Below are 8,568 nucleotides of genomic sequence, written 5' to 3'. Positions count from 1 at the left end.
GGTCGGCGGCGCGGACGAGGCAGCGACGCGCGCCGAGCAGCCCGCCGCCGCGCAACTGCACCGCGTCCGGGCAGAGTTCGGGGTCGAGCTTGAGCGCCACCCAGGTGAGCCGCAGTGCGGGCGAGCCCGTCTGCTGCTGGAGCGGTCCGTAACTGCGGCGCGCCACCGACTGTTCGGGAAGGTGCGGAGCGGGCGCCGGCTGGACGTGCTGCACGACCTGCACCGACTCCAGCCGGATACCGTCGACTTCGAGCGCGTCGTGCAGCAGCCCGAGCGGCAGCGCACGGGCGCCGAACGCCGGACGCAGCGCGCTGTCGACGGCCTCGACGCGCACCACCGCGGTGAGGAAGGTGCCGTCCCCCAGCATGCCGACGGTGCGCCTGTCCCGGTCGACGTACGCCTGCGTGTGCAGCCCGGGGACGCATTCGGCCGCCGGCGCGAAGCCGGCGTCCACCCCCAACCTGCCCTGGCCGTCGAGGAGTTCGGAGGGCAGGGGCCCGTTCGTCCGCTGCTTGCGGGAACGCAGCGCGAGGTGTGTCGAGAACCAGTCGACGACCGACCTGTGGTGGCGGCGCAGCACCGCGAAGCAGACCAGCGCGCCGGCGACGACGGCCGCAGGGACCAGCATCAGCCCGTGCACGGCGGCGGCGCCGAGGAGCACGGCCGCCGCCAGCTCCAGCAGCACGAGCTGCGTCAGCGCGAAGGGCCCGAGGCGGTTGGTGCGGAACTCGGTCCGCAACGCCGTCGAAGCAGGCGTGCGCGGCGCGGAGTCGGCCGGCGCCGACTCGGGCTGCCGCTGCGTGACGGAGCCTCGGGTACGCGTCGCCGTTGCCATCCCGAAGGCCCCCTCTTGTCCGTGTGCGCCCGGTGGTCAAGGGCGTTGAACGGTCGATCACCCTACCTGAGCGGCGCGCAGCAGTGTGCAACCGGCATAGTAGGGGCCGTGCCGGCGTCGCGGCACCCGAGGCGGAGGCCGCATCCGACGGCCGACGGGGATCAGCAGGGGAGACGCACCACTCATGGCATCACGGCGGGACGAGCTCAACGCCTACACCTTCGCGAAGAAGCGGCTCAACGCGGCATTCCTCCAGCCCTCGCAGACGGGCACCGAGGAGGGCGCACCGCGACCGCTGCGGGCCGTGCTGCCCGGAATGGTCGTGGGTGCGCTCGTCCTCGCCGGGTTCGGCGCGTGGGGCATGTTCAAACCCAAGGAGCCCGAGAAGTGGGACGAGGTCGGCGAGAAGGTCATCGTCGGCAGCAAGTCCACCACTCGGTACGTGGTGTTGGAGACCGACGACAAGAAGCAGCTCCACCCCGTCCTCAACCTCGCCTCGGCGCGGCTGCTCCTCGACGCGGGCAAGGGCGAGGTCGTCAAGGTCGACGAGGAGATCCTCGACGGCGGCGACATACCGCACGGCGCCACCATCGGCATCCCGTACGGCCCGGACCGCCTCCCCGAGCCCGACGAGGCGGGCGCCGACAAGCGCTGGGCCGTCTGCGAGCGTCCGGGGCAGGGCGGCCGCGCCATCCAGAAGGCCGCGTTCGTCTTCGCCGAGCGGGACGCGCAGCGCACCGAGGGGCAACGCCGCTTGAGCGGAGGCGAGTTGCTCTACGTGAAGGACCGCGGCGGGCAGCGGTGGGCGATCGACAGCAAGGGAGTGAAGTACCCCGTCCCCGAGGACGAGCTGCTGCTGCGTACGCTCTTCCGCAGCGAGCAGCCGCAGCGCGTCTCGAACGAGTGGCTCGCCACCTTCCGCGAGGGCGACGAGATCAACTTTCCGCAGGTGCCCGGCCAGGTGAACCAACGTGCCGGCGCCTCGGAGGAGTTGGGCGAGGCGGACCGGGTGGGCATGGTGCTGCGGGCTCGGGCCGGCACCGGTTACCAGCACTACCTCGTTCTCGCCGGACGCGTCGTGCCCGTCTCCGATTTCACGGCCGTGCTGCTGCTCAGCAAGACCGAGCAGCCGAGCGGGCAGAACGGCAGGGCGACGACGGTCGCGCCGAGCGCGATCGTTCCGGGGAAGCGTGCCTTCGACGCGGGCATCGACTGGCCGACGGAGCGCGCGGTCAAGGTCAACTCGGCCCGCGCCACCACCGGCGCCCGCAACACCGTCTGCAACGTCCTGCGCAAGGTCGACGAGAAGACCGGCACCACCACCCTCAGCACCTGGGCAGGACGCGACTTCCCCGCCCAGCTCCCCACCGGCTCCACCAGCGCGTACGTCACCCCGGGCAGCGGACAGCTCTTCCGCCAGATCAAGGGCAGCGAGACGAAGGCCGGCTCCGTCTTCCTCGCCACCGACACGGGCCTGCGCTACGCCCTCCAGGCCAACAACGACAGCGCGAGCGAAGACGCGGGCATCGGCACCGACGGCAAGCAGGACGAGCAGAGCAAGCAGCAGCAGGCGCAGGGCAGCGAAGCCCAGGTGCGGCTCGGGTACGAGAACATCAAGCCGGCGCCGATCCCGGCCGCGTGGTCCCAATTCCTGCCGACCGGGCCTCGGTTGGGGACGTCGGCGGCCCGGCAGCCGCAGGGGTCCTGAGGGGGAGAGGATGGATCACCAGCACACACCGCACGCCGCCCGCAGCGAGCGCGGCGTCCGAACCGCGTCCCGCCGCCGGGCCGGCCGCGTCGCCGTGCTCGCCGCGTGCACCGCCGCGCTGCTCCCCGTCGCCGGCGCGACGCCGGCCGCCGCCGACACCTCGACGCAGTGCAAGTTCCCCAACAAGAGTTACACCGGGCGTCCTTGGGCGCTCCAGCGGGTGCTCCTCGACCAGCTCTGGCAGGACACCAAGGGCGAGGGCGTCCGCGTGGCCGTCATCGACACCGGCGTCGACATCAAGAACAAGCAGCTCAAGGGCGCCGTCGCACCGAGTCTCGGCGCCAACTTCCTCCCGAAGAAGACGAAGGGCAAGAAGGGGATCGCCACCGAGCGCGGCAAGGCCGACGGCACCGGGGACCGCGTCGGCCACGGCACGAAGGTCGCCGGCATCATCGCCGCCCGCCCCGCCGACGGCACCGGGTTCGTGGGGCTCGCGCCGGGCGCCACCATCATCCCCATCACGCAGAACGACGAGAACGGCAGCGGCAACGTCAAGTCCCTCGCCTGGTCGATCCGCCACGCGGTGAAAAAGGGCGCGGACGTCATCAACATCTCGCAGGACACCGAGGAGGCGATCCGGCACGACTCGATGCTCAAGTACGCCATCGACCGCGCCCTTTCGGAGGACATCGTGGTGGTCGCCTCCGCGGGCAACGACGGCCTCGGCGGCAAGGTGAAGCGGACCTACCCGGCCTCCTACCCCGGCGTCCTCGCCGTCGCCTCCTCCGACCGGAACAACGAGCGTGCGCCGTTCTCGCAGTCCGGGGAGTTCGTCGACGTGGCGGCGCCGGGCGTCGACATGATCTCGACGGTGCCGCTCGGCGGGCACTGCGCGGACAACGGCACGAGCTTCTCGGCGCCGTACGTGGCGGGTGTCGCGGCGCTGCTGAAGGCGAAGCACCCCGGGTGGACGTACAAGGAGATCACCGCGCAGATCGAGCAGACCGCGGAGCGGTCGATCGCCGGTCACGACATCCTCGTCGGGTGGGGCGTCGTCGACCCGGTCAGGGCCGTCAGCGAGGACGATCACCGGATCGAGCGACCCGAACCGGACGAGGGCGTCGCCAAGGGCGAGCTGCCGACACCTGCAAAGCTCCAGACCGGCGAGACCGAGCAGGAGCGGAACACGCGAATCGGTACCTACGCGTTGGTAGGAGGTGGCACTCTGGTGGCCGTCGTGGGCGGTGGTTCCTTGGTCTACAGGGACTGGCGGCGGAAGCGCAGCCTCCGCTGACCCACCGCGAACTGCGAGGGGACGGGGAACCGTGCGTGCGTCAAGTCACGTCCCAGACTTTGCAGTTGGAACACTGAAGCACGGTGGCTAAAGTGGCGTGTGCACGCAGGGTGCACATCTGAAGACTGCTACGGGTGGAGGGGGAACCTCGTGGGGTTGCCTGACGACGAGGTGGGGCTGTCCGCACAACCGATGACGGGGGCCGGCGCGGCCGCGCAGCTCAGGCGCGAGGCCGAGACTCTCAAGGAATTCAAGAAGCGGGTGGACGGCATCCTCCGGCGCCTGGAGGGTTCGCCGGCGTCCAAGTCGCAGATGGGCCGCGAGACCATCCAGCAGGCGTCGTTCGGTTCCGCTGACTTCGCCGAGGCCGCCGACCTCTACCGCATGTACAACCGCGTCCACACCCACCTCACCACCCTCTCGCAGACCTTCGGCGACCAGATCGAGGCGATGAAGATCGCGGTCCACGGTGCGGATGTCGGCTTCGACAACCTCGAAGAGGATGTCAGGCGGCGCTTCTGGGACATTCAACAGCGCACGAAGGACCGGTACGAGGCGAACCGTCCGGCGGAGGCGGCACCGGAGCGCTCGGATCAGAGCGAAGGCGACATCTAGGATTACGGGGATCGAATATGAGTGGCGACGGCGAGTCGAAGCTCACGGGTATGGACGCCCAGGTGGCCATGGCCCAACTGCGCCAGGGCTTCCGCGGGATGAAGAACATGCCGTTCCTGGGCAGCATGTCCGGCCTCTCGCGCATCGGCAGCACCAATTTCGAGGAGCGCGAGCTCAACGCGATGCTGGACATGGTCGACAATGCGAAGCCGAGCGACCTGACGGCGACGGGCAGTGCGCTCGAGCAGGCCGCGAAGGACATCAAGCGGATCGGCGACGACATCAAGAAGCATGTCGGCGAGGTGGTCTGGGAGGGCGAGGGCGGCAGCAGCTTCCACAAGTGGGGCGGCAAGCTCGGCACGAGCACGCTGAAGCTCGCCGATTACACGTCCACCGCGGCCAGTCAACTGAAGTCCGCAGGCGAGGGATTGGCCGAGGTGAAGGCCGCGATGCCCCCGCGCGACAGCCGCATTCTCCAGAAGGCCCCCGAGGACATCCCCTCGGCCAAGCGTGTCGAGACCAACGACGAGTACACCGCAGCGGTGAAGACGGAGAAGCACCGCCAGGAAGCCATCACTCAGATGAACAAGCTCTCCTCGTACTACCAGGTCACCCACGACACCATCGCCATGCAGCCGGAGCCGGTGTTCGAGCCGATGGACGATCCGGGGGTGCCGCGGCCGAGCGAGCGGTGGATTGGACAAGGTGCGGGCCCGCTCGACCAATCCGGACCGCGATCTTCTCCGGCGCTCTCCGCTCCGGGAGTCGAGAGTCCTGAGTCCCCGGCAACGGTGGTAGGTGAACAGTCGAACGCACCCACCTCTGTGATCGATCCAAGCGCGCTGCGATCGGATGCGGGCGTTAGCACGACAGTCGACAGCGTGGCCACCTCGACTAGTGCTTCTCCGGTCGGGCCGGCAGCAAGCAACTCGGGGCCAGTCGGTGCTACGCCTGCAGCCGGGGCATCCGAGGCGCCGTCGCATGCCGCGGGGATGGGTATGGGAAGGACTCCGCGGTTCCCCGGCTTGAACGCGGGTAGCCGTGCCATCGACCCTGCGACTGAGAGGGCTGTCGGCCGTGGCCGGTCCATCGGTCAGGGGACTCCTGGACGAAGCCCCTCTCCAAATCCGACAGGTGCGACGCCGCGCACTCCGACTGCGGGAAAGCCCGTTTCAAGTGCCCCCGGAGGCTCAAGAAATCCAGCGGCGCCGGGCCGTGCCGCCCCGGTGAATCGGTCTGCGATCGGTCGTCCAGGAGGCAGCACGGGAACCCCGGGGCGCGGGTTGGGTGCTGGTTTCGCGCGGGGAGGACGCAGCGACGGCGTTCTGGGCGGTCAGCCGAGCAAGCAGCGGACGCCCGGGAGCGGAACAGGTGCGCGCAGCACAGTTGGTGGGGAAACGCGAGGCGTACCTGCTGGCCGTGGTGTGGTGGGCGCCACGAACCGCGGTCGAACAGCAAGCGCCCTGCCGCAACGAAAGGCGGGCGGAATTTCCGGTATTCCGAAAGTCGGGTCCACGTTGAAAGGGAAGGGAGAGTTCACGCCAGGAGGGACCGGCCTGTCTCAGGGGCAGGATCATCCGGGCCGCGGTGGCGCTCTCGGAGGGTCTTCACGCGTTCAGCGACCGAAAGGCGACCAACGTCGCATGGAACGTCCCGACTATTTGACAGAGGACAGCGATGTCTGGATCACCGGACGTCGCAGTTCCAACCCGCCAGTCATCGAGTAGGGCATATGGGTTCCAGTAGAATTGCGTGGCCGAACAAGACTCGCACGAGCGACCGTTTTCGCTCCGTGGGTGTTGTAGGTGCGGTGGTTGCTGTGCTGTCGCTTGCAATCACTCCTTCCGCGTCGGCTGATGGGTCGGGCGATCAGTGGTACCTGACTCCCATGAAGGCCGAGGATATGTGGAAAGTGTCCCAAGGAGGCGGCGTAAAGGTGGCCGTCATCGACTCCGGGGTTAATCCAACGTCGGCCCTCTCCGGTCGGTTGTCGGCTGGGAAGGATGTGTCTGGGGCTCCTGGCGGTGCAACTGATGACCCGGTCGGGCATGGCACAAGTGTTGCCGAATTGATTGCCGGTAATGGCAGGGGCGACAATGTTGCAGGTCTGGCTCCCAAGGCGAGCATTCTACCGATCCGCACCGCGGGTGAGGGAATTCCGGGAGCGCGAGACACGAGCACGCTTGAGAAAGCTGTGCGGTTCGCTGCGGACAGTGATGCGCAGATTATCAACATGTCGCTTGGTGGCTACGGGGATAAAGAGCTTGAGTCTGCGTTGAACTACGCGAAGAAAAAGGGCAAGCTCATGTTCGCCGGCACGGGAAATGACGGGAATGGGGAAAACCGAACTCCTTATCCGGCTGGCTCCAGTGACGTAATCGGCATCGGTTCAGTCGATTCCACTGGGAAGGTGGCAGATACCTCGGGAAATGGAAGACACGTATCCTTGGCGGCGCCGGGTGTTGACATGCCAACAAGTTGCGGAGACTCTCTCGAAGACCACTGCACCGGTGAGGGAACGAGTTACGCCACAGCCCTAGCCTCCGCCTCCGCCGCCCTCATCTGGTCCAAGCACCCCGACTGGACCGCCAACCAGGTAGCCCGTGCGCTCACGGAGACGACCAGCATCCTGGAAAAGGACGAGAAGCCGAGCAACTACCTCGGCTACGGCATCGTCCGACCGAAGAAGCACCTGCTCGAAGGCGTCGGCGAACCTGGCGCACCGGACAAGCCTGCCTTCAAGAAGAACGGCGAGTTCGTCCCCGCTGAGGCGTCATTGGCGAGTCCCAGTGCGTCGGAGACCGCCGGATCGCGTGCGGAAGGCGGCGGAGGCAACGAAGCCGCGGAGAAGCCGGCGGCGCAGGCAAACGAGCCCGAAAGCTCAAGTCTCGCCCTATGGTGGGGAGTCGGAGTCGTTGCCGCTGTGGTAGTGATCGGTGGTGCCGTGACCCTCGTCCTCCGGAAACGGCGGGCAGGGTAGGAGGGTCGCAATCACCCAACGCGAGATGTACAGCACCTTCAATCGTGAGGAAAGGAATGCCGTATGGCGAACCAGAGGGTAAGTGACGGCACTCTCCAAAGGCTTGAGACCACACTGCTGGAAAAAATCAACAGCATCAACAGCCAGGTCAAGAGCCTGAACGCCAACCTCGACATCCTCGAGGGAGCCTGGAAGGGCATCGGCGCCGCCGAGTTCAACAGGGCGCAGGCGGCTGTCAACAGGCGTATGTCGAACCTCAACCAGCTCCTGGCGCAGTATCTCGAAGCCGTCGAGGCCACGCGGAAGCTGTCGGGCAACAACGAAGACGATGTGGCTCAGGCGTTCCGCGGGGTGGACGTCGTGGACTCCGGTGTCGGCGTGGACGGCGGCGGTAAGCCTGCTTCGGCGCTCAACCAGTACTGAGCCCGGCCACCTGTACCTCCGCCTCAACCTCTTTGGGAGACTCTTATGACAACTCCGAGCGGAGACGAGCTCTTCGTCAACTACGGCTCGTTGGAACAGATCGCAGAAAACATCAAGGGACAGGCCGACAAGCTCAAGGAAGACCTCGGCGAGATCCAGTCGAAGATGGGCGAGGTCGCCCACATCTGGGAGGGCGAGGCGCAGACCGCCTACCAGACGGTCCAGACGAAGTGGAACCAAAACGTCGACGAGGTGCACCAGGCTCTGACGGCCATCGTCAGCAAAGTGCACATCGCCAGCGGTGACTACAGCTCCACCGACAAGAAGGCTGCCGCACAGTTCGGCATGTGAGCAACCACCACCGACCGCGCACGCACGGTCGTTGACGAGGGCGGGCACGCGCGGGAGGTGCCCGCCCTCGGTGCGTCAACTGGACTGGGAAAGCCCGCCGTTGTGCTCGTTCGGCTCCAGGTCGAACTCCCCGTCGCGTACGCCGAGCACGAAGGCCTCCCACTCGGCGGCGGTGTAGCGGAGCACCACCTCGGGCTCCTTGGAGTTCCTCATCGCCACCGCACCGTCCTCGAACTTGGCGATCTCCACCTTCTCGTCCTCGGGCCCACCGGGCGCGCTCTCCCACACGAGCCCCGACATGTCCCGCCCGTACAACTCGTCCTTCTCCTGCTGCGTACCCATCAGACTCCACACTCTTCCCT

Annotated in this window: 9 protein-coding genes; 7 read left to right on the top strand and 2 right to left on the bottom strand. The window is 67.4% G+C overall.

What is annotated here, in order from left to right:
• Nucleotides 1-835 (bottom strand): type VII secretion protein EccE (eccE, locus tag UWG_RS0124395; protein ID WP_016909815.1); only part of this gene is annotated, 835 nt, incomplete at its 3' end.
• Nucleotides 836-1,019: 184 nt separating this feature from the next.
• Between eccE and eccB the strand changes: the two genes are divergently transcribed.
• The 7 genes from eccB (at nt 1,020) to UWG_RS0124360 (ending at nt 8,206) form a co-directional block, all read left to right on the top strand.
• Entirely contained in the window at nt 1,020-2,543 is a 1,524-nt protein-coding gene (eccB, locus tag UWG_RS0124390) for a type VII secretion protein EccB (RefSeq protein ID WP_016909814.1), read from the top strand.
• 10 nt (nt 2,544-2,553) lie between these two features.
• Nucleotides 2,554-3,837, top strand: coding sequence for a type VII secretion-associated serine protease mycosin (mycP, locus tag UWG_RS0124385; protein WP_016909813.1), 1,284 nt, complete (start codon nt 2,554-2,556; stop codon nt 3,835-3,837).
• A 150-nt stretch (nt 3,838-3,987) separates the two neighbouring features.
• Nucleotides 3,988-4,452 carry a hypothetical protein gene (locus UWG_RS0124380; RefSeq protein ID WP_237720276.1) on the top strand — a complete coding sequence of 155 codons (465 nt, stop codon included), beginning with the start codon at nt 3,988-3,990 and terminating at the stop codon, nt 4,450-4,452.
• 17 nt (nt 4,453-4,469) lie between these two features.
• Complete coding sequence (locus UWG_RS33190; RefSeq protein WP_157838596.1) at nt 4,470-6,179, top strand: WXG100 family type VII secretion target; 1,710 nt, start codon at nt 4,470-4,472, stop codon at nt 6,177-6,179.
• 161 nt (nt 6,180-6,340) lie between these two features.
• Nucleotides 6,341-7,432 (top strand): S8 family serine peptidase, encoded by a 1,092-nt coding sequence (locus UWG_RS32345; protein WP_162130089.1) that lies wholly within the window; start codon nt 6,341-6,343, stop codon nt 7,430-7,432.
• 63 nt (nt 7,433-7,495) lie between these two features.
• A complete protein-coding gene (locus UWG_RS0124365; protein ID WP_016909809.1) occupies nt 7,496-7,855 on the top strand; it encodes a WXG100 family type VII secretion target in 360 nt (119 codons plus the stop codon).
• Nucleotides 7,856-7,900: 45 nt separating this feature from the next.
• Entirely contained in the window at nt 7,901-8,206 is a 306-nt protein-coding gene (locus UWG_RS0124360) for a WXG100 family type VII secretion target (RefSeq protein WP_016909808.1), read from the top strand.
• Nucleotides 8,207-8,281: 75 nt separating this feature from the next.
• On the opposite strand, the gene UWG_RS0124355 is transcribed toward UWG_RS0124360, so the two are convergent.
• On the bottom strand, nt 8,282-8,548 hold the full coding sequence (locus UWG_RS0124355) for a DUF397 domain-containing protein (RefSeq protein WP_016909807.1): 267 nt from the start codon (nt 8,546-8,548) through the stop codon (nt 8,282-8,284).
• Nucleotides 8,549-8,568 lie beyond the last annotated feature (20 nt).

Origin of the sequence: Streptomyces xiaopingdaonensis (assembly GCF_000262345.1) — a bacterium.
Lineage (GTDB): Bacteria > Actinomycetota > Actinomycetes > Streptomycetales > Streptomycetaceae > Streptomyces > Streptomyces xiaopingdaonensis.
The sequence above is the reverse complement of the archived record's forward strand: the minus strand, read 5'-3'. Positions and strand labels throughout refer to the sequence as shown.

Bases quoted from the DNA above. Each gene is read 5' to 3' on its own strand.
- mycP (WP_016909813.1), top strand. From the start codon at position 2,554: ATGGATCACCAGCACACACCGCACGCCGCCCGCAGCGAGCGCGGCGTC.
- UWG_RS33190 (WP_157838596.1), top strand. From the start codon at position 4,470: ATGAGTGGCGACGGCGAGTCGAAGCTCACGGGTATGGACGCCCAGGTG.
- UWG_RS0124355 (WP_016909807.1), bottom strand. From the start codon at position 8,548: ATGGGTACGCAGCAGGAGAAGGACGAGTTGTACGGGCGGGACATGTCG.
- UWG_RS32345 (WP_162130089.1), top strand. From the start codon at position 6,341: ATGAAGGCCGAGGATATGTGGAAAGTGTCCCAAGGAGGCGGCGTAAAG.
- UWG_RS0124360 (WP_016909808.1), top strand. From the start codon at position 7,901: ATGACAACTCCGAGCGGAGACGAGCTCTTCGTCAACTACGGCTCGTTG.
- eccB (WP_016909814.1), top strand. From the start codon at position 1,020: ATGGCATCACGGCGGGACGAGCTCAACGCCTACACCTTCGCGAAGAAG.
- UWG_RS0124365 (WP_016909809.1), top strand. From the start codon at position 7,496: ATGGCGAACCAGAGGGTAAGTGACGGCACTCTCCAAAGGCTTGAGACC.